We start from the raw sequence: 24294 nt of genomic DNA on the forward strand, positions 1-24294 counted from the left end.
ACGAGCTTCACCCAAGACCTTTTTATCAGTTATGCACAGATTCATGCCGGCATTTCAATATGGGTGAGTCATCCTGATCGCGCGCTGCTTGATGGAGAGATGTGATTATGCCATCTGACAACCTCGACGAATTTTTCTGGGACGATCTGCTGGCTTATATGGATGAGCGACGCGTGATCCCAGTTATCGATACCGGTTCGCTGCTGGTGTGCGAAGGTGTAGACCGCCTGCCCCTAGAAACCTTACTCGCCCAGCGACTGGCTGAGCGGCTGCGGGTCGATGTAGGCGAGTTCGAGCCGGGCAGCCTGCGCTTAGACGATGTGGTGCGCAAGCAGCGCACCCAACCTGGGCGCAAGGAGAACCTCTACCTGCGCATACAAACAATCCTAAAAGAGTTGGATATCCAACCACCTCAGGCACTGCTGGACCTGGCATCGATCGACGCGTTTGACCTGATGGTCAGCGTCTCGTTCGATGACTTATTGACCCGCGCCCTAGACAAGGTTCGCCACGGTGGTGACGCGCGCACCAACGTAATCGCTTTCGCTCCCAATCGTAGCGCCGACCTTGCACAGCCGCGCAGCGACCTACGACAGAGTACCGTGTTCCAGCTCCTGGGACGGATTTCATCGGCCCCCGACAGCGTGACCTGCGACGACGATCGGCTCGAGTTCCTGCATGCGCTGCAGGACGATGCGCGCCGCCCCAAGCTACTGTTCGACGAGCTGCGCGACAACCATTTATTGTTGCTGGGTTGCAGGTTGCCCGACTGGGCCGCGCGGTTCTTTCTGCGCACAGTCAAGGGCGAGCGTTTGTCTGCACAGGAGGGTGATACTGTCGAATTTATGGTGGGCAGGGCCGCTGCAGATGACATCGAACTGACAGGCTTTCTGACCACCTTCAGACCCAATTCTCTTGTTGTGCCCATGGATACCGAAGATTTCCTTGCGCAGCTGCGTCGACGCTGGGAAGTCGCACATCCGGCTGATGAACCACCTGTCATCAAAGCGCAGCCTGTCGCAGGGCGCGGGCCTGGCGATGGTGCGGTGTTCATTAGCTACTCGCGCCATGACAGCGCGGCCGTAGAATGTCTGGCTGGCGCGCTGCAAGTCGCCGGCGTCGAGGTTTGGTTCGATCGTAATGAGCTAAAACCCGGTGACCCCTGGGCTGCGGCCATACTCCAAGGTATCAAAAACTGTTCGCTCTTCATCCCCGTGGTCTCAGCAAACACCCAGCTCGAGGGCCGCAGTCGTGCCTACTTCTGGCGCGAATGGAACATCGCCGACGACCTGGCGCTGGGCATGGCGCCAGATGAACGCTTCATCCTGCCTGTGGTCGTCGACGGCACCGACCCTTACGGCGCCAAGGTGCCCGCGCGCTTCACCGCGGCTAACTTTACGCGCCTGCCCGGTGGCGAGCCCGTCGAAGGCTTCGTCGAACGGGTTAATGAACTCTTCGTCGCCTACAGAGAGCGAGTTGCCCATGGATAAGCGCTTGGGGCTCGACGCCCAGAACCCGTGGCCGGGTCTTGCGACTTTTGGCGAAAGAGACCAGGACTATTTCCGCGGCCGCAGGCGCGAGTCGGACGAGTTAACTCGGCTGGTGCGCCGTGAGCGTCTCACCGTGTTATTTGGGCGATCGGGGCTGGGCAAGTCGTCGCTGCTGCATGCCGGCTTGTTCCCGCGGTTGCGCGAGGATCTGCACCTGCCGGTGTACCTGCGCATTGACTACGCTGTCGCGACGTCGCCGCGCCAGCAGGTCTTGGACGCGCTGAACGAAGCTTGTATTAGTAATGGCGTAAAGGCTATGCCACCGGAACCAGACGAGTCGCTCTGGGCGTATTTTCACCGCGCCGGCGCTGGCTTCTGGAATCCACGCCGCCGGCCGCTCTTGCCGGTGTTGGTGTTTGACCAGTTCGAAGAAATATTCACCCTCGGCCAGATGGACGACAGCAGCCGCGGCGCAGCCGATGACTTTATTGAAGAACTCGCCGACCTGATTGAAGATCGACCCTCGGAGTCATTGCAAGAGCAGTTAGATGACGATCCCGCGCTCGGCGAGCAGATAGACTTCGACCGCCGTGGCTGCAAGGTGCTGCTTAGCTTTCGGGAAGACTTTTTGGCGGATGTCGAGGGCCTGCGCGGCCGCATGCCGTCACTGATGCGCAATCGCTTTAGGTTATTACCTATGGATGGTGCGCAGGCGCTCGAGGTCATCGGCAGCGGCGGTGACATCGTCGGCGCCGAGGTCGCAGACCGCATCGTCGGCCTGGCATGGCGCAACCGCACCGAAGCACCACTGCCTGAGGAGGTTAGTCGGATCGAAGTTGACCCTGCATTGCTCAGTGTTATTTGTAGCGAACTCAACCTGAGGCGTCTCGCCAGTGGTGCTGCCACCATAACGTCCGATCTGCTGGCGGGTGCCGAGCGCGAGATCCTAGTCGACTTTTACGAACGCTCGCTGCAGGGCCTAGATCCAAGTGTGCGGCATTTCGTCGAAGACGAGCTGATCACCGCGACCGGCTACCGAGATAGCCGCGCGCTTGATGACGCTCTCGCCCGTCCTGGCGTTACCAGCGAAGCACTGGAGAAGTTAGTGGCCGGCCGATTGCTGGGCGTGGACGAGCGTTTTGGTGTACGCCGACTGGAGCTCACCCACGATGTGCTGACCCGTGTGGTTATGGATAGTCGCGACCAGCGTCACGAGCGTGAAGCGAGAGACCTGGCCGAGTACGAACGTGAGCAGGCGCATCGGGCAGCGCAGGAAACCGAGCGGCGTTTGCGAAAGAGCCGGAGGGTCACGTTCGCCGCAACTGCGACGGCAATCGTTGCCAGCGTCCTGCTCGTTTTGTTCGGGGAGGCTTTCTATTGGGCAAAAAAAAACGAATTGCCAACGTCTTCAATGTGGACCTTACAACTTTTCCGGCTCACCTATGCACCAGTTCCCGAAATGGTGGCTATACCAGCGGGAGATTTCTACATGGGCGAGCAAAACGAAGCCTTTATATACAATGGTTATACCATAGATGAATACGAAAAATACGGGATCCCGGGACAACAGAATATTGCGATATCCAAGGGTTTGTCTATAGGCATATATGAGGTTACCTATGACGAGTTTGATTACTACGTTTGGCTGCAGCATCGAGACGGCAAAGACGACCTCGTATATCCGCTGACAGGCAGGGGCGGGCGTGAGAGTCGACCGGTCGTTAACGTGAACTGGGGAGCTGCGATGGGTTACGCCATATGGCTGGGTGACCGTACTGACAAGAAATGCAGCCTCCCTACGGAGGCCCAGTGGGAGTTCGCCGCACGTGCCAAGACCGAGACCGGTTACTGGTGGGGTTCCAACATCAACCCGACGAAAGACGAATGGGATAAAGTCACGAGTAAAAATACCAAAACCGCCTCTTGGTTGAGTTCCCGCAATATTGAATGGAAAGATAAGGTAGCCATGGCCAATTGTATTGGTTGTGGAAGTGACTTGGATAATGTTAGTTCGTCACCGGTCGGCTCCTTTCCACCGAACAGGTTCGGTCTGTATGACACTTCAGGAAACGTTAAGGAGTGGACCTGCTCGACGTGGAGCAAAGCATACAACGGGAAGGTTGAGAGGGAATGCGCGAAGGAGAAAGCGGAGGAGAAAAGTGATCTGCGCCGGGTAACACGCAACGGGTCTTACAAGTCGGTCAAAAGCGTAGTGCGCTCCTCCCGCCGAGAATTAAAACGTAGCGACCTGAGTGATAGTGATCTCGGGTTTCGTGTTTTATGTCAGTCTTACGATAAATAAACAGAGCGTTATCTTTGCTAATTACTTAGCATGCGAGCCCCTAATATGAGAGGTTCGCCGGATATCGCATCAATTGTTTCTAGCCAGAGACGTAAATAGTAAATGAGGATTAAGTGATGTTACAAAAACAGTGTTTACGCTCTTCGATTATTCTGATGGTTCTTGTCCTGACAATTGCCGCCACCGAATCTCGTGCGGACAATAAACCATGTGGAGATCCGATTACCGAGGCTCGTACGTCCTGTACCGGCGATGGCGGAACTAGCCTCGCTTTAGGAAGTCTCCCATGCCGAGCAAATAACGAGAGTAGAAGTGCCTGTAACGGTTTCCACGGTGACCCAAAAGATCTCAACAAATACTATCCCCTGAGTCTTGATACAGGGAAGGATACTGATATGGTCCGGGAGATCACCAAAAAACTTGGGGTCTCGCCAATAAAGGTGTACGACATACCGGGTATGAAAGACGCCTTTGCGGTGAAACCGGTTTCTGGGATGATGACCGTGTTCACGAAAAACCCTGAATTCGAGGGAATTATCATCGATTCCAATTATATGAATGTATTGGTTGATGTCACTCCGGAAGAGATAAAACAACACCGCGAATGGGGCAAAACAGGAGGACTATCAAGCGTAGATAAAACTAACCCCGAAGCAATCAATGCATCAGTCGTCGCGTTTACTAAGCAGGGGCGCGAGAGGAGAATGGGAGTCCTTGCGCACGAGGTTGCTCACATGCTGCTTCCCGCTGATCTTCGGAGTTTTATCGAGAAGAACACGGAAAACAAGGATATTCAGGTGCTGAACGTTCGCGTTAAAAAAATGCTCAAGAATTTGCGTGATGCGATATCAGAAGGGAAGCTCAACCTCTCTTCTGACGCCAGCTGGCAGTTCGCCAACGAGATGGCTGCAGATTATGTCACCGGTGGAATCCTGGCCTACATGGGCGTGGGCGAAGCGGGGATAGAGTACATGATGCATATGTACGATCTGTCGGGTGACAAGGGAAACGCGACGCATCTCCGCGGCAATGAGCGACTAAAAGTCGTCAACATGGGTTATGAAGCACACAGTCTTGAGTGACCAGCGGTACCATTGAGGCTGTGCTCAGACTCTGGGATTTTAGCGACCCTCGGGTCACAGGGAAATGGTCAGGTCTTTGATTTATGATTGCCAGTAAATTGTGCCTTTAATACAATGGCAGGTATCGCTTGCAGGAACGGCATTTTCTGGCACTTAGTATATATTCGAGATTCAAATACTAATGGCGGCAATCCGGATAGTAGTCGTTCCGAAGCACAATTAAAGAAGGCAGACTCGATCGATAAGTGATCTGGGGTAGAAATCTTAACCTCAGATATTTTAGGAAGCCAATCCAGACAAATGTGCAGAAATTATCCTGACATATGCGGCTAACAAAAAACCATTATTTTTAAAACTCACCCATTAAAACTGACAAGAGATAAGGATGTCTAGTAACAAACGTAAATCAGCGGCAGCACACAACTCGAGAAAGCCAGCAGGCAGCTTACCTGCTTTGTTGTTACCGGTTTTGGCAATAAGAGCGATTATTCACCGGGCGGGTACTGAATCTGGATAAGACCTACCAGCAGCTGATTCGTCCGGCCTGTGACCAGGTCGATGTAAACTGTTTTCGGGCGATAGACTCCAATCTCACCGGCAGTATAGATTCGTTCATGTACCGCTGGATCTACGAGGCGGATATCGTTATTGCAGATCTCTCGACCTTAAACGCGAATGTGTTCTACGAGCTTGGCGTGCGCCACGCCTAGCGTCCGAATACCACGATTATTATTGCTGAATCGGTGCTGATACAGAGCATCCCCTTTGATCTGAGCTCATTCGTGATCCATCAATACGAGCATGGTGGCGAGGCGGTTGTTACTGGTGAGCAAGGGTGCTTCGTCGCGCATCTGTCCGACGTTTTAAAAAAATCATTGGGGTCGAGCAGCGCCGAGATCAGGTGGCTATTGATGTCAGTCCCGAATCCGACAGTCCAGTGTTTATGTTCCTTAACGGTATGACACCGCCGACGTACGACGCGCATAGCTATATTGAGCCGCCGGCTTATATATACCCCCCTGCGCAGCGCCAAGAAGATAAAGTAGCGGCGGGTGAATCCCTAGCCAGTGTTATCGATGCGGCAGAAACGGCAAAAAAGTCCAATGACCTCCCCACGGCGATTAGCCTGTTCATGCGAGCCCTTGACGACAACACAACAGTTTCGTCCGGGTGTTTCACCGGGTGCTCATCCGATTATTATCGATGCCAATATTGAGCCCGGCAAATCGATAAAGTCCATCGAGGTCAACTGCAAGATTGAATATTCTTGATGCATGGCAGAGGTAGGGCTCGAAATAAGACTCGTCTCATCGGACATACAGGTACATCGGAGAAGCATGGCTCACTCTAATGCACACCTAAACGGTTAAGCCACTTCAAGGACTAGATTGAGAGTTATTTGAGTTGGTTTAGGTTTATGGAAGATAACAAAAAGCTTCCTCAATTTTACGCCTTAACCTATACTGTTTAAATGTACAGTATAGGTTGTATTTTATGAAAGTTATTCCCATTTTTATTGAGGCGGGTATATCCGGCTTTGAATCACCTGCAGCTGAATATAAAGAACTCGGCTTATCGTTAGATCAACTCTTGATAGCACACCCCGATGCCACCTTTATTGGTTTGGCGCAAGGGCAGTCGATGCAAGAGGTTGGCATTTTTGATGGTGATTTATTGCTAGTCGATCGCAGCGAGGAAGTAAAAGACGGTGATGTTATTGTGGCGAATTACAATGGCTGTTTTACTTGTAAACTTATTGATAAAAAAAACGCTAGGCTATTATCCGCATCGTTCAAGCATCAAGCGGTCAGTATTACACCTGAAGATGAATTTCAAATAGAGGGAGTAGTTACCCGTTCAATTCGTTTACATCGACAGCTAAAGGAGTTAAGCGCATGTATGCGTTAGTGGATGCCGTATCTTTCTACGCGTCTTGTGAGAAGGTGTTTGACCCCTCAATCAGAAATCGGCCTGTGGTCGTACTAACAAACAACGATGGCTGTATATGTGCTGTGTGTCCCATTGGTCGGCGTTTAGGTATACCAAAATTTAAACCCTACTTTCAAATTAAACATTTTTTAGCCAAACACCATGTGGTTGTTCGCTCGTCTAACTATGAGCTATATGCGGATCTCAGTGACAAGATGATGAATGTTATTGGCCGTTTTTGCGATAACCAATATGTTTATTCGATTGACGAGTCTTTTCTACAATTTAAAAACTATAACCAAATTATTAATGATTGGCATAAATATGGCCATGAAATACGACGTGCGGTTTGGCAGGAAACGCGTTTGCCGGTGGGTGTTGGCTTTGGCTCAACGCCGACATTAGCGAAAGCCGCAAACCACGCGGCTAAAAAGTTGGCGGGCTATAACGGTGTGGCAGTTGCAGATGATGTTACGTCACGTAAAGACATATTATCAAAAATGGCGGTGACTGACGTGTGGGGCATTGGTAGTCGATTAGGCAAGCGTCTAAATGTGTTGGGAATAAATTCCGCCTGGGATTTAGCCAACCAATCACCTAAAACTATGCGCAGCCAATTTAGCGTTATGGTTGAACGAACAGTTAACGAGTTAAACGGTATAGTTTGTTTAAACTGGGATGAAGTTAAGCAGGCAAAAAAAGAAATATTTTCCACTAGAAGCTTTGGTCAACGGATAAATGAACAACATCAATTAAAAGCGGCTTTAGTGAGTCATGGCGCCATTGTAGGCCGTAAACTAAGGCAACAGAATTCGCGCGTAAAACGTCTGATTATATCCGCTGCTAGCTCACCTCATGATGATAATTATTACCACAAATCGATAAGCTATGAATTTTTAGTGGCAACAGATAACACCCTAAGCATTGCTAACGCTATCTCAGTCGTTTTTGATCGTGTTTATGCCGGCGGTGTTAATTTTTATCGTTGTGGGGTGGGCGCCATTGAGCTTGAAAATACTCAATTTCAACAAGGTGATCTGTTTTCGCTAAATGAAGAGGACCCAGAGCTGATGCGCTGTTATGACGGGATAAATAATCGTTACGGTAATGATACTTTACAATTAGCCGTACAAGGTAAAATGGATAAGTGGCCTATGCGACGAGAATTTCTTTCGCCAAGCTTTACGAGTAAGTGGCGAGATATACCTAAAATTAGCTGTTAAGGTTTATTTTGGTCAATAAGCTATAAAAAATGAGTAGATCATTAATCAACTGGGTATTGCAGCGAATTAAGATATAACAGTTACAAAAAAGCCCTGTAAAAACAGGGCTTTTTTGCTCTAAATGTGGTCGGAGTAGCAAGATTCGAACTTGCGACCTCACGTCCCCCAGACTCAGGGGCTGATTTTTAACTCATAAACAATTCCCATAAAATCATTATAAAAACAAGAGCTTAGCGTTATTCGTTAAATTGATGCTTTTGGACTGTTTTGCATCTTTTTGCATTTTCCAGTGCGATATATGTGCGATGAGGTTACTTTAAACCTACGGGAAAATAATCATGTCAAAAAGTATATCACTAACTGTTAAAAAGAAAAAATACTCTGAAATTTTAAAGCTGTTCGGAGCAATATTGTTTAATCCATCTCGTTTGAAAGAAGCCTCACTTTCAAGCGTACAAAACCAAATCAGAAAAAATTCAAACATCAACGAAGATGATTTAAAGCACATTATTGAAACGTGGTGGCAGGGAGGGCTGCCATATTTAACTTTAAATCAACTTCATGTATCTGGCCTCTCCATTCGACTGTATAAAAATAGGTTTAAAAAGTCGGGAAAAAACATCAAAGTTCTAAACGATGACGATCACGGCAGTGTTTATTATCGTTCACGTGATGGTAAAAATAGCAAAATGATCACAAACAAATTAGGCACTTTCTCACCAGAATCTTTTACAAATATGTTGGCGGCTGTTAAAAAAATTAAAGCGTCTAACGAGCTAGGGATCAAAGTTTTTGAGAATCATATTACTGGCGGTACTGAAGTTGAGGCGAGTGCAGTTGAAGATTCTCTCATAACGTTAAATACATTTTTACAGGGCGAATTCTTAGATAAAAAATTAGAAGAAAATCCTAAAACTGCCGCTAAAAAAGTCAAAGTTGTAATGCGGAACTTCCCCAAACTATTGAATTTATCAATTAAAGATATAAATGCTGAAGTTTTAAAGAAATGGTTAAAAACTAAGGAAAGAAAGTTAACACAAAGACAAATTAATGCTGCTGAAAGTCGCTGGGTGCTCAAACCATCAACCTTAAAAGAAGCTATTTGCACCATTAGGTCATGTGTGCAGTTAGCTAAAGAGCAAGGCGTAATAAACGACCATGACCTATATACGTTACCCAAGTTTAAAATGGACAATGAAATTATTCGTTATTTATCTCAAGAAGAAGAATTAAGACTTTATCGTACAATGAATCAACGTAATGAGCGTAAGTTAACATTACGGAAAAGTACTATTTTACACCGCCAAGAAAGAAACTTAATAGCGCCGCCTCAGCTTAATGAATGTGCATTTGCAGATCATGTCACACCATTTATCATTTTATTTAAAGAAACGGGAATTCGCCCTGGAACATTAATGAACTCAAAATGGACAGATGTAGATTTTGAATCTCGATTTTTTAGAATCCGAAAATCTATTGATAAAAGATCGCTCGCTAACTTTATACCTCTAAATGACTTAGCTTACACCACCTTAACCGAGTGGCGTAAGCACTATATTCATAAAAAATGCTCAAGGTTAATTGAAAATAAAGTAGATGCATGGCTGTTTCCGTCACCACAGTTACCATCACAACAATTGACCACAATAAAAACAGCGTGGAGAAGTATCATCAAAAACGCTGAGATACATAACTTCAGGTTTTATGATCTTCGCCATGATTTTGCATCTAGGGTAATGATGCGCACGGGTAATATATATTTGGTCAGCCATCTATTAAATCACCGTCAAATCGAAACCACAAAACGATACGCTCACCTGATGGATAACTCAAAACTATTAGCTGTACAAACTCTAGATGCGGATAGACAAGCTGGCGCTTTGCCAGAATTTATGGGAAAGCGTGGGGTTATTTCGCAGGATTAAGTAAAAATTTCCCAAGCGTGTTTCTAGGTATATCTGAGGTCAACTAAACTGAGGAAATATCTTGAAAAATAAATCGACTAAACAAGAAAATATTAATTGGCGCTACAAGCTGTTAAGAAAATCAAAGACCCCAACAAGGGATAAAGATTGCTTAAGGGTTTGTTGGTATTTTGATGAGGAAAGTACACAGGCTATTTATGAGTATAGGGATGAATGCAGCAGAACCACTTGTTTTGCAATAACAAATTTATTGCAGCAAGAGCTTCCAGAATTTATGTCTAAAAAATATTTCTACCCTGATGAAAGGGCATTAGTATTTGGCTATTTTTTTGATGAAATCAGAGGTTTTATCAAAGACAATGTTGAAGATAATGACTTTTTTAACTTCTGCGGTGTACCCAAAGAAATATTTTTCTCTATCGAAAATTATGATGCGCTATTAGCACTTTGCGAAAATTAAACGTAAAACTACTAAGGGAACTTCGGTTCCCTTTTTTTATGATGAAATTAGCCAAATTGGAAAAACTTCCCTATGCACTTCCTATTTATTAATGCTGCTGTAGTTTAGCGTTGAAACAATTTGCCGCTGACAAATAATTCAGCAACTTTCCGCGGTTGTCCAAGCTCCGCAACACTACTGAGCAATGTTAGTCAGTCTAACAGAGCTTGTCGTTTCGATCATTCTTGGAAATGGTTATCAGAATGATATTGAGTCATTGCGACGAAATATTAATATGGTAGCGTTAAAGCAGCAAAAATGAGAGCTTCGGCTCTCATTTTTCCATATTATCTCTACCACGTTTCTAGTTATTTGTGACTAACAACACAACAGAGGAACAAAATAGATGAAAAATGATAACCATAACAAAACATTAAGAAAAATTGAATTTTTGGGCAAAGTGGGGATGTTATGCGCTGTGGTTTTTGGCTTTTTTTCTTACTGCGAAAGCAGTGAAGATCTATTTAATTCAGCATTGTATTTTTTTCTGCTCGGGATATTAGCACTATTTTATGTAGCGCGAGTAAAAGTAGAGGCTAAAAAAAAGACTAAGGATTCAAAGAAGTAACTTTTGAATGTTTATATTTCTAGGCACCGTTTAGCGGTGCCTTTTTTGCTTTAAAGTAACTAAAATCAAATATCCAAAAAGATCAACAGCTTATAACTCATCTTGGCTCAGAAGTGATTGTTCTATTAGATGTTTTATCGCTTTTTGTTACTTAGGTAAATGCCGATAAGCAATAGAAGTACAGGAGTTGACCATAATATTAAATCTTGCATATTTTTATCCTTTTTCTCATGTTTAAATAATATTACAACAAAGTTTTTTGAAGTTTGATCCAACTAAAAACTCATAACATTATCGAAAACCTACCTGTTTTTAAGTGAAAATATATTATTAAACATATATTTAAATGGCACAGTATTATCGCTATAGTATCTTGATATTTTGTTAATAGTATTTACAAGTAAGTGAAATGGCAGATGAAAACCATCAGCGGCAATAGCGTGACAGCTACTCATTAAATCTTAGCCTTAGAATACATCGTGTTTTAAGTTGGTTAAACCGTGCAGAGAAAGCTGAAGGTGATCAAGACGCGCAATTTATTTTTCTATGAATAGCTTTTAATGCGACTTATGCTAACAAAATTGACGATCATCACCATTTTAAAGAGCAAGAAACCTTTCGCAACTTTATAGATTGCCTATGTAGTTTAGACGTAGATAACTGCCTGTCAGATCTGGTTTGGAAAGAATCTACTAGTAGCATTCGAGTGTTACTAAGCAACAAATTTGTTTTCCAACCGTTTTGGGATTATCAAAATCAAAAGAAAACCGAAACCCAATGGCAAGATGATTTTAAATCTGCCAATGCCTTTACCCATAAAGCGCTTGGTCATAAAAACACTTCAGTAGTTCTATTAGTAATATTCTCTCGTTTATATACCTTACGTAATCAAACCTTACATGGTGGCGGAACTTGGGGTAGCAGTGTTAATAGAGATCAAATGCGAGATGCCGACGTTTTCATGAGTAAGTTTGCTCCTTCCGTCAAAAAAATTATGATGGATAGCAGTAATGAAATTTGGGGCGAGCAAAGTTATTAAGTTGTTGAGCAATAAGTATAATACAGGTGTTTTTAATCAATTTTCCTGTTATTTTTGTAAATTAATATAACTGGGTAATTACATCAGTTTTGCCACCTAATTACATCAGAACTGCCAGTCATTATCATCCCACACTGCCATCGAATGACATTTACGATGACCACTGAATAACATTAGGTTTGCCACTAAGAGATTAAGATAATTTTGTTCACTAAACTGAAGCTTCAAGTGACTAAATTAATACTTCGGCTTTTAGCCAAAAGGGGACATTGATGGGTGAATTCACACTACTAATTTTTTCTTATATGAGCTAACCTCAATCTTAAGTCTGCTATCTGCAAGGATAGCTGACATTAGCAAGTATAAGCTATGGCGCTTTCGCCCTCAATGAGATAGAACTAGAACTGCACAAAAGGCCTTTAAGAATTAGAAGCTATAAAACTGAAGCGAAGTAAAACCTCGCCAACGTAAACAGTCCGAATTGAAGAGCTTACTTATAGGCAGGATGAAAACAATTTAAGCGGCAACTTTATTTTTAAAAAAATAGCGATTTTGAGCAATTGGCATCATGATACTGACCAGACGAAAACAAAAGCAATGACACCAAAAACGATGGGCGGATTACTATAACGTAGAACGAACTCGTCAAGGTAAAAAGTGCTGTGGACGAATCATTAGAACTTTACTTGATGGGAAATCGATATGGGCTGAAAAGAATTTAGCTCAAATACAAGCTGACAAAGCACACTAAAAATTGAGTAACCACATTACTACATATAAGTCTGTTACATATCCCGCTTCTTCCTTCGTCCTAAATCAACATTGATTTAAATACTCATTTCTAAACTTTCCTTCAAAGCTCAATGAAATGGCAAGCAATTAGCTTTCTATCAGAAGTCTTTACTACTTTTTTGCTAACACATCATACATACCTTCGACTTCGAGCATCTTTTCCACAAACTACTTCTTGAGTTTGTTCTTTCAGCTTCAAGCTCTTTTATGCGTTTAGCACCGTTTACTCCCAAATCTGCATATTTGCTCCGCGAGTTGTAAAAGACTCAAGAAATACGCCCATTTCACAGCAAATGTCATCAGTCTTGTCACCTGCCTCATGCTGCCTGAAAGCCTTTATGATTTGTTCCTTTTGAGTAACGTATTTTCATGTTGAAAAAAACATTGTCTCCAGTTTATTTGCAATCTCAACACATACGGGTTTTAAGCTTGGGGATATTGATAAATAAAGTATACTAATTAGTAGCGAAAAGGTTAGAATGTAATTACAAATTCGCCTCTTGTCATAGTGATATTTTAGCTGATTATTCATATCTATAGGGCAATAGAAGATAATATAGACAATTAATTTTTTCAGCGATTTTTAAATACGTTAACAACAGAAATTTGGGGTTCTTTATTGGTTAAATAACATATTGTTTAACTGATAGATCTCGTAAGAGATATAAGTATAAGTAAATAAGTTTTATTTTTTAAAGTTTTACTAAACGAAAGTTTAGTTATGTTTAATTTTATATTAGGCAATGACTGACATGAATTAAGAACCCCTCCCTTTTTTAGATTTACTCAGGAATTACATAATATAAAATGGATTTGTTTAATGATGATAGGCTTATGGCGGTTTGTGAACGCTTTTTAAACAATAATGGTTCAATTGGAATTGATGGTGTAAGCGGAGAGCTTTTTAAAAAAAATGCCAGAAGAGAGTTTGATATTATTCAGCGTAAAATAGCGAATAACACTTATGATTTTTCATTATATAAAGAAAAGTTAATTTTAAAGTCGGCACTTTCTTTACCACGACAAATATCTATTGCTACAAAGCGAGATCAACTTGTATTAAAAATATTGCAAGAAGAAATCATGCGAGCATTCCCTGAAGTTTTTGACGTCCCTCCCATTAAAACAAAAATTAATAAAGTTAAAGAAACAATATTATCTAAAAAATATGATGCTTTTTTAAAAATTGATGTTAAAGAGTTCTACCCGAGTATTAATCATAAAAATTTAATGTTGTTTTTAAAAACACGTATTTCTGATGGGATAATATTGTCGTTAATTGAACAAGCAATTACACAAACTACGGTAAATATTGCATTACCCTCAAATGAACGAATACATTATTCAAACCCTTGTGGTGTTCCGCAAGGGTTATCAATATCAACTGTTCTTTCAGAAGTATATCTTCATGGTGTCGATTTAACTCAACAAAGCGAAAATGGTTATAAATATTATCGCTTTGTTGATGATGTTTTAGTGCTTTGTAACCAAGTTGATGCTAAGGAAATACAACATAAAATTGTTAATAACATTAATAAATTAGACCTGAAAGTACATGAGTTTTTTGACGGTAGCGAAAAATCTTCTTCTGGTTTACTTAAAAATGGTGTGCAGTTTTTAGGTTACTATTTTAAAGGCGAAAAAATTACGGTTAGGCCGTCTTCAATACATAAAATATATGAAGGAATAAACCGTGTTTTCTTAAAACACCATAAGTATGCAGAAAAAAAGGATATCAAAAAGCTTTACAGAAAGTTAAATTTAAAAATTTCAGGTTGTGTTGTTGATGGCAAACATTATGGCTGGTTAAACTATTTTTCTGATATAAATGATAAAACATTATTATTTAAATTAGATTGCCATGTTAAAAGAGGCTTTAAGCGATTTTCCGCCCCATATAATAAAGAAAAAATAAAAACATTTGCGCGTAGTTATCATGAAATCAATTTTCAAAAAGACACTTCGTATATACCTGAATTTATGACGAAAAATAACGGGAAAGATAAAGACCTTGCCTTTATTGATGAAAAATCTCCATTTACTGATGAGGAATCTACATTTACGGATGAAGAATCTGTATTTACTGATGAAGGCTCTACATTTACTGATGAAGACGGTGCATTTATAAAAGAAAGCGATTTAAAAATACCTTCAGTAGATGTTATTGTAAAAGCTACTATTAGTAAAAATAAAAGCTCATATAGTGAAGACGGTTTATCTGAAGAAACTACTTCTGAATCCAGCAATGCTCAAACACTCGAATATTTATTAGGGCATAAGGGAGAATCTCTTACTAAGAAAGATATTGCTGAACTAATGAAAGATATAGATTTTTACTAATTTTTATTAATTCAAGGTAGATGCAGGATACACGTTAACAGGTCTTGATCTTTTCATCAAAAACCCATTTCGTCGTATTCTTCATTATCTGGTAGCTCAGGTACAATTGTTACTGCAACGCACTTGTCTTCCGAGCGTGCATTATGAAGATCGGATGTGGTATGGCAATAGTGAACTGTTCGACTACATTCGCCACAGTATCTTACATCATCATCATTCGTTAACTCGAGTGAATCCCATTTGAGGGGACAATGAAATTTGAGCATACTATCTCTTATGACGTTAGTGTCACTAGCACTAACCGCATCTTCTATATCAACACCTTTAAGTTGATTTAGCTCTTTTTCTAAACGATCAGACTCTTCGACTAACTGCACTTTAATTTCAGAAAAATATTCGTATTTATCATCAATAGATTGAATGTTTTTATAGGTATCACTTGTATCTAATTCATCTATTTCAATTTTTAATTGGTCAATTTTAGCTTTAGTTTTTAATATCTTCGTTTTTAGTAAATCTGTATCAAAAATATTGTCACTAGCAATGACGAACTCACCAGACTTAAGCATGCTAAGGATTTCTAATACCTTATTTAGGTCATTTTTCTGGTTAGCACTGCTTAACTCCGCCATTATTTCATGTGCTTGCTCTTTAAGTTCTTCCGCTACAATGTCTGGGTGACACAGCCAGGATGCTTTTCTATAGGCTTTTTTAAGCTCTTTCTCTTGATCTTCGTCTAGGTCATAGTGTTCTTCTGCAATAATTTCAGCATACTCTTCATTGAACTGCTCTGAGTCTTTCTTTGCTTCTTTAAACTCTTGCGTGAAAGGGTCATCGTCAAGTGTATTTTTAGCCTCCTTTACTACCTTTCTTTTTTCATTCAAATGATCTTCGACTGCACCTAAAGTACCCTTAAGCTCCTGATATCTCTGGTACACTTCATCATATTCATCACTAAACTCATCTAATTCATTTAATGCTTCTTTAGATTTTTCCAGCTGCTCTCTAGCATCTTCAGTACTCTGTTTTAATGCAGCATACTCTTGGTTTAAGGAATTAAATCTTTCTTGTTTTTCTAAAGTTTTTCGAAATGATATATCTTTCGTCAGCTCTAACACCCGCTTAATTATTTCACCTAACTCAACGTTGTATACATAATTAAAGTCTTCAATAACGTTTATACATTCATTCTTTTTACCTGTAAGGGACTGAAGTGTTCTTTCTAGCACCTTAAGCTCAAGCTTTAACCCTTGAACTTCCTTATCTATGAATGACACAAGCCCTGTTTGTTTAGCTAAATAGCTTTCAATTGCGGTTATTGTGCTTGCATAGTTATGCTGAATTAATTTATTTAGAATATCACACACATCATCATCGGGATTAAGTGCTTTTATTTTAGATATCTGTAGCGCTATAATTTCTTCGTCTTCGAGGAATATGCTTGTTTGAATCAACTCTAAACGTTTGAGAATTTGTTGCATCTTAGTCCTTTAATATTGTATAGTTATGAGTGATATCGCGCCTATTATTTTTGTAGTTTACTATTCAAATTGCAAAGTATAAAGCACTGTTCACCATAAAATATTTAGCTAATAATATTGTATAAGCTCCCCTCAAGACCATTGGTTCAAAATAAGGATATTATGAATAAACTCATCGTAAAAAAATCAAGTGAACTCTCGCTGAAGAAAACTAAAAACTTACTTGATGTAACGCGTAAAATTTTAACACCACGAAATAATATTACTGTTGTTGATGACAGTTGGATGGAACGCATATGGGCTTGGGCTGATGAAAATGATATTGACGAAAATAAGTTGCCACGAGATAAATCGGGGTTAACTAATTTAAAACGCCTTTTCCTTGGCGATAATAATCTTACAGAACTTCCGAAAGAAATTGGGCAATTAACTAATTTAGAAGGCCTTTTCCTTGGCGATAACAATCTTACAGAACTTCCTAAAGAAATTGGGCAATTAACTAATTTACAGGATCTTCGCGTTGGGAAGAACAATCTCACAGGGCTTCCAAAAGAAATTGGACAGTTAACTAATTTAGAAATCCTTGTCCTTCGGGATAATAATCTTACAGAGCTTCCTAAAGAAATTGGGCAGTTAACTAATTTACAAGTACTTTCCCTTTACGATGACAACCTCACAGAACTTCCAAAAGAAATTGGGCAGTTAGCTAATTTACAAATACTTCAGATCATCACCTTTACAGGGCTCCCTAAAGAAATATTAAACTTGACAAATTTGGAACAACTACGAATTGATCCTTCATGTACGTTGTCCATAGAGCAAGAGGTTTGGTTAACAGAGCAAGGGGTTGAGGTGATGGATGTTCATCATGATTCGTATATGGAAAGAACTTTCCCTTAAAAAGAGCAAATGGCGAGGCTCAATGTCCATGGAATGTGAGATAGATTAAGACTTACATAGTAGGAAGTAAAAGATGATAAAAAAAGAAATAGCAATCAAACGTTCAAGTGAAGTAACGCTAGCCAAAACTAAAAATTTACTTGGTATTACCAGAAAAATATTAGCGAATAGTCAATCTCTCGTTCTTTCAACACAAGAAACTAGATGGATAAACCTTGCGCTAAATCATCCTGAAATTATGGTTGCGTTGATTTCTAAGTATTACCCCTTGGAAGGAGATGTCATTGAAAATTATACCGAACAGTTAGGTTGGAATAATTGGCCTGGATATGAGGATACAAGAAAAGCAGAAGAGGAAGAGTGTTATAGAGAGTGTGGGGACATTCCTCCAGAGATGTGGCGAATTGAAAATGCAGATTGTCTACTCACTCCAGATTTGTTGAGTTCAAATACATCCTTGCCTTGGTCGGAGAGTTTTATTGAGCGTTTTAGTGATAAGTGGGATTGGAGGTGGTTAAGTAAGAATACATCCTTACCTTGGTCTGAAAGTTTGATTGAACGTTTTAAAGATAAATGGGATTGGAGTCGGTTGAGTCTTAATACAGCTCTGCCCTGGTCAGAGAGTTTTGTTGAACGTTATGCTGAAAAATGGCATTGGATGTGGCTAAGTAGTAATACAGCTTTACCTTGGTCAGAGAGTTTTATTTTACGATATGCTGGTAAGTGGCATTGGTTTAGTGTTGTGACTTATGAAGATTTTGAGAATGGTGGAGTTGAACCAGCTGGTGGATATATTTTAACTAATGAAGCCATTTATTGGTCAGAAAGTTTGCTTGAACAGATCGTTTCTCCTTTTGAATATATTTATGAGAGTGACTCACCTTCCTTAGATGATGATTTCTTTGAGAGAGATTATCCTTGGTTAGGTAGTTTCCTTGAGCGTAATTATTTTAATCACATATGTATTTCCTTGTTCAGCAATACACTTCTACCTTGCTCAGAGGGGTTTATTGTGCGTTATGCTGATAGGTGGGACTGGGAAGGTTTAAGTGGAAATACAGCTTTACCTTGGTCAGAGGGTTTTATTGAGCGTTATGCTGATAAGTGGGGTTGGTGTAGCTTAAGCTGCAATACATCCTTACCTTGGTCTGAGCTATTAATTGAGCGTTATGCTGCTAAGTGGGGTTGGAAAGGGTTAAGCGAAAATACAGCTTTACCTTGGTCTGCAAGTTTGATTGAGCGTTATGCTGCTAAGTGGGGTTGGAAAGGGTTGAGCGAAAATACAGCTTTATCATGGTCAGAGACTTTGATTGAACGTTATGCTGATAAGTGGGACTGGGAAAGTTTAAGCAGAAATACATCCTTACCTTGGTCAGAGAGTTTGATTGAACGTTATGCTGATAAGTGGGACTGGGAAAGTTTAAGCAGAAATACATCCTTACCTTGGTCAGAGAGTTTGATTGTCCGTTATGTTGATAAGTGGGACTGGAGCAGTTTAGGTAGGAATATAGCCTTACCTTGGTCAGATAGTTTGATTGAGCGTTATGCTGATAAGTATAATGGGGACTGGGAATGGCAAGGCTTAAGCGGAAATACAGCTATAGAATATGTTTTTGAAAGTAATGAAAGCGAGTCTTTAGCAAGACTTATTAAAAACATTGATAAAAAAGTAATCATTGAAATTTTGAAAGTACTCCCAAAAGTTTCCTCAAATGTAGAATTGTAGCTATATGACCTTAAACGACAAATTGTCTAATAAAAAACGGTGTGGTGCTTCAAAATCACCACAAAGTACATTTAGTATTTCGAGGTCTTTTGAGGGCAAGTACTTGAGTTGTAATGGTCAACAAATTAGTTAAGACAACAGATAATAATAAAATATAATTTAAAAGGAATTAGCGTAATGAATTCAAACTTTGATTTTCTTCACGTTTACAGTGATTTTAAAAGGTTAGCAGAGCTAGGCTCTGCTGCTGAAGGATATGCGTTTTCAGACCCACAGGCCGCGTTAGTAAAACTAAGATGCTTTACAGAGTTGTTTGTTGGAAACATTTTCGCAGCACTCTCAATTGAAATAGAGCCTCAGTCAGATCTATATACCAAGATAAATCATCGCGGCTTTAAAGAGGCTGTTGATGCTAACATTGTTGCAAAACTGCACGCTCTTCGAATGCACGGAAATAAAGCAGCTCATAACAGCACTAAACATACTGTTGAGCAAGCGCTTTGGCTGCTTAAAGAAGCTTACTTGGTGGTTAGGTGGTTAATTCAAACTATAAATACCTCTTACCTTGATATCCCTGAGTTTATTGAACCAGAAAATCCCAATAATATTGAAGGCGAGCTGGCGTTAGAGAAAGAAAACCAGCAACTTAATGAAAAAATCACTCAGGAATCTAAAGCTCTAGCAAATGCTGAAGCGGAGTTATTGTTAGTTAGGCAAGACTTAATAGAAGCGCAAAGCAAAATCACCGAAACAAACAATTTCCATCAAGTTAATGAATTTAAAGTAGCCAGTAGCCAAGCGGCAACAAGCTTTGACTTACAAATGGATATGACTCGCGCAAAAGTAAATATTTTTGATAGTTTTAAAGAACACTCTCTTACATCTGGGCAGTCAGAGTTAGTTAAAGAACTTGATGTTTTTCTCAATGAAAGAAAAAACTCTGTATTTATATTAAATGGCTATGCAGGTACTGGTAAAACGTTTATCACTCAAGGGTTAACGCAATACCTAGATGCAATTGGCCGCCAATTTGTATTAATGGCACCAACTGGAAAAGCAGCTAAAGTTATCAGTGATAAAGCAGGCCAAGAAGCCTCAACCATTCATCGTGTTATTTATAACCTTGATAATATAAAAGAGTATAAGGTTGAAGGCCTTGATGGCTCTGAAACATTTCGCTTCTATGCTGAAATAAAAGTGAATCAACATTGCTCAGAAACGGTATATATTGTTGATGAGTCATCAATGGTTTCGGATATCTACTCTGATGCTGAATTCTTTCGCTTTGGATCAGGTTATTTGCTTACAGACTTACTGAACTATATAAATTTAGATCATAATGACCATACTAAAAAAATTATCTTTATTGGTGATAATGCTCAGTTACCTCCTGTTGGTATGAATAATTCTCCAGCACTTAATCGGGATTATTTAAAAAATAAGTATCAGTTTAACTCAGACAGTTATGAGCTTACAGAAGTTGTTAGACAAAAAGCTGAGAGTGGTATTATGCCTAATGCCAAAGTATTGAGAGAGGCGCTTTTAAATAAGACTTTCAACCAGCTAGATTTTAAAACAAACGATACTGATGTGCTGTCGCTCAACTCAAACGATTTAATAAGTGAGTTTTTAAAGGTATGTCAGGGGCGTATTGCTAATACAAAAGACTCTATTCTTATTGCATCATCTAACAGCCAAGTTAGCCAATATAACCGTGTTGTTAGGGAGCATTTTTTTCCTGAGCAAAAAGAGGTTGTGCCAGGAGATAAGATTATTTCTGTTGCTAACCATTATGTTCATGAAAAAGTGATCACTAACGGCGAGTTTGGTATGGTTAACCAAGTTCACTCTGAGCCTGAAATAAGAAACGTTATTCTTCGGAAAAAAGGCAAACATGGTGAAACAGTTACTATAAAAGTTGAGCTTTGTTTTAGAAATGTTGAGCTAGGTTTCAGAAACGAAAATGGAGAGGTTAGTTTTTTTGTTTGTAAAATTATTGAAAATTTACTTTATAACGATGAACCTGGTTTAAGCTCAGATGAGTACAAGGCTTTGTATGTTGATTTTGTTAACCGCCACCCAGGCTTAACAACCAAAGATAAGAAAAGTGAATTTAAAATGGCACTGCTTGGTGACCCTTACTTTAATGCTTTTAAAGTGAAGTTCGGCTATGCCATTACTTGTCATAAGGCACAGGGCAGTGAATGGGAGAATGTATTTTTAAAGTGTAGTTCACATTACAAAACACTGACCCAAGACTATTTTAGATGGTTATATACGGCGATAACGCGAACCTCATCAACATTATATGTGATAGATGAGCCGCATATTAAGTTGGGCGGTGGAATGAAGAAGGTAGCTAGTATGGATTTTACAAATCACAATGCGATTGATGCTTCATCCACAAAATTAAATTCAATACCTCAACCGGTTACAGAACAAGTAAGTGAGTCATCAATAAGTTCGACACCAGATGTATTAATTCCCGCACTCGTTACAGAGCCACCTAGTGCTCTGTCTTTTGGTATTCCTGAAAACAATACCCCCTTATTAGCTTTGTTGTCTGAAATTAAAAGTAGCTTAATAGGGTTATCAATTGAAGTAGTTGAAATTACTCATAATCAATACCAAGAGGCTTACTTATTTCAACAAGAAGATGACTTCTCTACAGTTAGAATTGGCTATAACGGTAAATATAAGGTTACCTCAATTCAGGCAAGTGATGATTCGGAGCTGAGTCGTTTAATTACAGATAGAGTTTTACCGTTAAAAGGTAGGATTTTAAATACCTTTAGTAAGAATGAAATTGATTGCATTATTGAATTACCACAACCATTTTTAGCTGATTTCCATCAGAGAATGGTTGATATATTTGATAAGTCGTTTGTAGTTATTTCTGAAGTTAGATCGAGAGATTACGCACAAAGGTATTGCTTTAAAAAAGAATCAAAGAGTGCTGTTTTTGATGTTTTTTACAATGGAAAAAGTCAATTTACTAAGTATGAAGCAAAAAAGGCATTATCTAACTGTAATGAGTTTATTGGTGAGATTGAAAATATTATTGCTGAGGCATTAGGTTAATGAGTGATAATAATATTTCAAGCAAACAAGTGTATGCTATGCGTAAGACAGGTGCGTTAGATGATGCTTATCAAATGGCAACCAACCTGGTAAATCAACAACCCAACGACCAGTGGAACTTACAAGCGCTGGCTTGGTGCTTAATTGATTTATGTAAAAGAGAGTCTGGAAACAATAATGTAGCGGCAACAAATAACTATTTACAGAAATTGCAAGAAATTAACTTTTCATCTGTGAATGATATTTTATCAAAACAAATAGAATTTGTTGCTAAGTTATCAAATCCTGCTAATGAACAAATACAAAATGCTAAACAAGCAAGTAAGGCTGGTAATCATCAAGTTGCGGTTAATATTTATAGAGAAGTTTTACAGCAGCAACCACAAAACCAAGATATTAAAACAAATATCGGTTGGGAGCTATACCGACTAATAAAACCCCTAATGAAGTCTGAAAGTACGAATGTGTTTGCTGTAAAAAAATTATTGAATGAATATTTACAATTACAATGTGAACGGCCATCACTTTTACACTCTCTTATACTTGGCGTTGCGGATAAGTTAATTGCAGAAAGTAATTTTAATCTTGTTGGTTTTATAAAAATTTGGGGGATAGAAAATTTACGTGATGATGACTTTCAGCCATATGTTGATAGTGAATCGGGTAAGCGTTTCCCTTGCTTAGCTCAAAAAATAGTTCAGCATGCGACTAAACAAGCGGTAGAGCAAAATGAAACCAATTTATTAAAAGCATTCATTCCTTTAATTGATAGAGTGCTTTCTGTAGCTGATGAAACTATATGGTTAAATTTATACAAGGCAAGAGCTTTAAGCTGTATTGGTGAACATCAAAAAAGTTTTGCGCTTGCTGTTGAAGTTGCTAAACAAAAATCTGGAGATTACTGGGCTTGGGAGCTACTTGGTGATATTCAATTGTTTATCGACAGAAACAAAGCCTTAAGTTGTTATTGCCGTGCTTTATCTTCTAATCCTAAAGAAGGTTTTATTGCAAAGTTGCGTTTGAAGCTAGCAGAGTTGTTAGTTTCGATGTCAATGTTTTCTGAAGCTAAATATGAAGTTGAAAAAGTAATAGAAGCTAGAACTCGTGAAAGTTGGGCAATACCTGCAGCAGCAGAAACACTTCGTAACCAAGAATGGTTTAATCAAAGTAGTGCAGCTCAATCGAATAAGTCACTTTATATTAATTATGGTAAAGAAGCAGAAATACTATTGTTCGACAGTTTACCTTGGCTGGAAGGCTGTTTAGGCGAAAGCTTTAGTTTACCGGATAAACCAGGTAAAAAGAGGCGAAAGCTTTATTTGTTAAAGGCTGGAGAACAAGCTCCCGTGGAAGTTATTATTCCTGATAATAAGTTTAATTTTAAGTCGATTCAAAATGGCGCTCCAATTCAAATGAAAGGCGAATTTGATGCTAATGATCGATTTAATGCGCTTCAATTTTCTAAAAGAGAAGGGGGGATTGATTGGGATATATTTCCTGAGCAAATAGGTATTGTTGATCACGTAAATAAACCTAAAAGCCTAGTTCATGTCGTGATTAAGCGAGGTCTTGAAACGGTCATTCCATTTAAGGAATTACCTAAGCTATTCAAGGTTGGTGATGCCGTTTTAATTAGAGTAAGTCAATCTAATAGTAAGAATGGAATTCGGACAAGAGCTATTGATTGCAAAGAGACAAGTCAACTGCCTAGTAGCTCAATTTTCAAACCCTTTAGTGAGACCGTAAGGGTGTCAAATGGTTTAGGATTTACAGGAAATGATATTTTTATAGATAGACCATTAATTGAAGGATTTAGCATTGAAGACGGCGGAAGTGTTTCAGGCCATGCAGTTATAAATTTCAATAAAAAACGTTCAACCTGGGGATGGAAAGCGTTAACTATTGAGGGGTAAACAA

The 24294-nt window shown here is 40.1% G+C and carries 17 protein-coding genes; 16 read left to right on the forward strand and 1 reads right to left on the reverse strand.

The window, feature by feature from the left end; genetic code table 11:
- Nucleotides 1-107 precede the first annotated feature (107 nt).
- The 12 genes from H4J54_RS11065 to H4J54_RS11115 all read left to right on the forward strand — a co-directional run bounded on the left by H4J54_RS11065 (nucleotide 108) and on the right by H4J54_RS11115 (nucleotide 15189).
- Complete coding sequence (locus H4J54_RS11065) at nucleotides 108-1490, forward strand: toll/interleukin-1 receptor domain-containing protein (protein WP_182190931.1); 1383 nt, start codon at nucleotides 108-110, stop codon at nucleotides 1488-1490.
- On the forward strand, nucleotides 1483-3792 hold the full coding sequence (locus H4J54_RS11070; protein WP_182190932.1) for an SUMF1/EgtB/PvdO family nonheme iron enzyme: 2310 nt from the start codon (nucleotides 1483-1485) through the stop codon (nucleotides 3790-3792). The genes H4J54_RS11065 and H4J54_RS11070 overlap by 8 nt, the downstream gene beginning before the upstream one ends.
- Before the next feature lie 116 nt (nucleotides 3793-3908).
- Entirely contained in the window at nucleotides 3909-4874 is a 966-nt protein-coding gene (locus H4J54_RS11075) for a hypothetical protein (RefSeq protein WP_182190933.1), read from the forward strand.
- 385 nt (nucleotides 4875-5259) lie between these two features.
- Complete coding sequence (locus H4J54_RS19460; protein ID WP_259367092.1) at nucleotides 5260-5391, forward strand: hypothetical protein; 132 nt, start codon at nucleotides 5260-5262, stop codon at nucleotides 5389-5391.
- Between the two features lie 586 nt (nucleotides 5392-5977).
- On the forward strand, nucleotides 5978-6145 hold the full coding sequence (locus H4J54_RS11080) for a hypothetical protein (protein ID WP_182190934.1): 168 nt from the start codon (nucleotides 5978-5980) through the stop codon (nucleotides 6143-6145).
- 223 nt (nucleotides 6146-6368) lie between these two features.
- Nucleotides 6369-6782, forward strand: a complete 414-nt coding sequence (locus H4J54_RS11085; protein WP_182190935.1) for a LexA family transcriptional regulator — start codon at nucleotides 6369-6371, stop codon at nucleotides 6780-6782.
- The gene (locus H4J54_RS11090; RefSeq protein WP_182190936.1) at nucleotides 6770-8026 is read left to right on the forward strand and encodes a Y-family DNA polymerase; all 1257 of its coding nucleotides are present in this window, start codon (nucleotides 6770-6772) and stop codon (nucleotides 8024-8026) included. Before H4J54_RS11085 ends, H4J54_RS11090 begins: the two co-directional genes overlap by 13 nt.
- A gap of 338 nt (nucleotides 8027-8364) precedes the next feature.
- Entirely contained in the window at nucleotides 8365-9951 is a 1587-nt protein-coding gene (locus tag H4J54_RS11095; RefSeq protein WP_182190937.1) for a site-specific integrase, read from the forward strand.
- 61 nt (nucleotides 9952-10012) lie between these two features.
- A complete protein-coding gene (locus H4J54_RS11100) occupies nucleotides 10013-10411 on the forward strand; it encodes a hypothetical protein (protein WP_182190938.1) in 399 nt (132 codons plus the stop codon).
- A gap of 385 nt (nucleotides 10412-10796) precedes the next feature.
- On the forward strand, nucleotides 10797-11018 hold the full coding sequence (locus tag H4J54_RS11105) for a hypothetical protein (protein ID WP_182190939.1): 222 nt from the start codon (nucleotides 10797-10799) through the stop codon (nucleotides 11016-11018).
- A gap of 706 nt (nucleotides 11019-11724) precedes the next feature.
- A complete protein-coding gene (locus tag H4J54_RS19220; RefSeq protein WP_220464271.1) occupies nucleotides 11725-12057 on the forward strand; it encodes a hypothetical protein in 333 nt (110 codons plus the stop codon).
- Between the two features lie 1599 nt (nucleotides 12058-13656).
- Nucleotides 13657-15189: a reverse transcriptase domain-containing protein gene (locus tag H4J54_RS11115; RefSeq protein ID WP_182190940.1), complete on the forward strand. Its 1533-nt coding sequence runs from the start codon at nucleotides 13657-13659 to the stop codon at nucleotides 15187-15189.
- A gap of 56 nt (nucleotides 15190-15245) precedes the next feature.
- Here the strand turns inward: H4J54_RS11115 and H4J54_RS19465 are convergent, their stop codons facing one another.
- Nucleotides 15246-16670 carry a hypothetical protein gene (locus H4J54_RS19465; RefSeq protein WP_259367091.1) on the reverse strand — a complete coding sequence of 475 codons (1425 nt, stop codon included), beginning with the start codon at nucleotides 16668-16670 and terminating at the stop codon, nucleotides 15246-15248.
- 162 nt (nucleotides 16671-16832) lie between these two features.
- Here H4J54_RS19465 and H4J54_RS11125 point away from each other — a divergent pair, with 162 nt between their 5' ends.
- From H4J54_RS11125 to H4J54_RS11140, 4 genes are all read left to right on the forward strand, one after another.
- Complete coding sequence (locus H4J54_RS11125; protein WP_182190941.1) at nucleotides 16833-17570, forward strand: leucine-rich repeat domain-containing protein; 738 nt, start codon at nucleotides 16833-16835, stop codon at nucleotides 17568-17570.
- Nucleotides 17571-17643: 73 nt separating this feature from the next.
- Nucleotides 17644-19296, forward strand: a complete 1653-nt coding sequence (locus H4J54_RS11130; RefSeq protein WP_182190942.1) for a hypothetical protein — start codon at nucleotides 17644-17646, stop codon at nucleotides 19294-19296.
- Between the two features lie 177 nt (nucleotides 19297-19473).
- The gene (locus H4J54_RS11135) at nucleotides 19474-22377 is read left to right on the forward strand and encodes an ATP-dependent RecD-like DNA helicase (protein ID WP_182190943.1); all 2904 of its coding nucleotides are present in this window, start codon (nucleotides 19474-19476) and stop codon (nucleotides 22375-22377) included.
- Nucleotides 22377-24290 (forward strand): DUF7017 domain-containing protein, encoded by a 1914-nt coding sequence (locus tag H4J54_RS11140; RefSeq protein ID WP_182190944.1) that lies wholly within the window; start codon nucleotides 22377-22379, stop codon nucleotides 24288-24290. Before H4J54_RS11135 ends, H4J54_RS11140 begins: the two co-directional genes overlap by 1 nt.
- The last annotated feature ends 4 nt before the right edge of the window (nucleotides 24291-24294 follow it).

It is taken from the genome of Colwellia sp. MB3u-8 (assembly GCF_014076985.1).
GTDB lineage: Bacteria > Pseudomonadota > Gammaproteobacteria > Enterobacterales > Alteromonadaceae > Cognaticolwellia.